We start from the raw sequence: 1213 nt of genomic DNA on the forward strand, positions 1-1213 counted from the left end.
TTTGTATGGATAATTCTTCCCTAAATTCCCCACAATTTTTTCAAAGATGGGTAAAGTGAGGCCCAGACTTTGGCTGCAACCAAAGTTGGCTGCGTGGCAGTTCGATTAATTGTAGGCTCCTCAATCGAGAGACCGATAACAAACGAGAACGCCACACAGTGCTCCAAGCAACATACTCGAATAGTCGACTGGGCCCCGAGCTCGCATTTAGCAAACCAGAGTTAGCTTATTATGAATAAATCAGTAGCGCAAAGAATTAACGTTGGTGTGGATACCGGCAAAGATCACCTCGATATTCATGTTCGTCCGCTCAATGAATACTTCCAAGTCAGCAATGACAAGAAGGGCATCACAGAAGCAATGAAACGCCTGAAGAAGGTTGCGCCTGAGCGCATTGTCATTGAGGCGACGGGGCGATATGAAACGGCGTTTATCACTGCATGTTCTAAAGCAGGTTTACCGTTTAGCCTGGTCAACCCGGTGCATGTAAAACGCTTTGCCGGCGCGATTGGGAGAAGAGCTAAAACAGACAAGCTTGATGCTGAGCTTATTGCCCACTATAGCGAAGCAATACGTCCCGCTCTGTCTTCTCTTAAGCCAGAAGCCATAAGGCGGATGGCAGACTTAGTATCACGCCGAAACCAGTTGATGGACATGCAGACCAGTGAGAAAAACCGACTGCAAATCATGCCTAAAACGACACAAGCAAGCATAAAATCTGTTCTTCTGGTTATCAAAAAACAGATTCAAATAATGGATGAAGAGCTTGCTGTATTGATAGAAAGTTGTCCGGAATATAAAACTAAAAGTGCTCTGGTTCAAAGTATGCCCGGCATAGGAAAAGTGTCAGCGGCAACACTGATTAGTTACTTGCCAGAGCTCGGTCTGCTGAACAGCAAAGAAATTGCAGCATTGGTTGGTGTTGCGCCGATGAACAAAGAAAGCGGCCGGTACAAAGGCAAACAAGTTATTCAAGGAGGCCGCAGTCAGGTTCGCACTGTATTGTTCATGGCCATGATGTCAGCGATGCAGTGTAACGCTGTTTTTAAGCGCACCTATAACCGCTTGGTAGAAGCAGGGAAACCTAAGAAAGTCGCTATTATTGCCTGCGTCAGGAAGATGATTGTCATCCTCAATTCGATGGTGAGAGATGGCGTCGTGTGGGAAGAAAAAACAGCTTAAATTTCGGGTTGACGCCATAGTCGTTTGTTAT

General features: G+C 45.8%; 1 protein-coding gene. It reads left to right on the forward strand.

Annotation, left to right across the window (positions count from 1 at the left end):
* Positions 1-231 precede the first annotated feature (231 nt).
* On the forward strand, positions 232-1182 hold the full coding sequence (locus JKP77_RS22110; RefSeq protein ID WP_218313335.1) for an IS110 family RNA-guided transposase: 951 nt from the start codon (positions 232-234) through the stop codon (positions 1180-1182).
* Positions 1183-1213: the final 31 nt, after the last annotated feature.

This window comes from Alteromonas antoniana, assembly GCF_019249295.1.
Lineage (GTDB): Bacteria > Pseudomonadota > Gammaproteobacteria > Enterobacterales > Alteromonadaceae > Alteromonas > Alteromonas antoniana.

Bases quoted from the DNA above. Each gene is read 5' to 3' on its own strand.
- JKP77_RS22110 (WP_218313335.1), top strand. From the start codon at position 232: ATGAATAAATCAGTAGCGCAAAGAATTAACGTTGGTGTGGATACCGGC.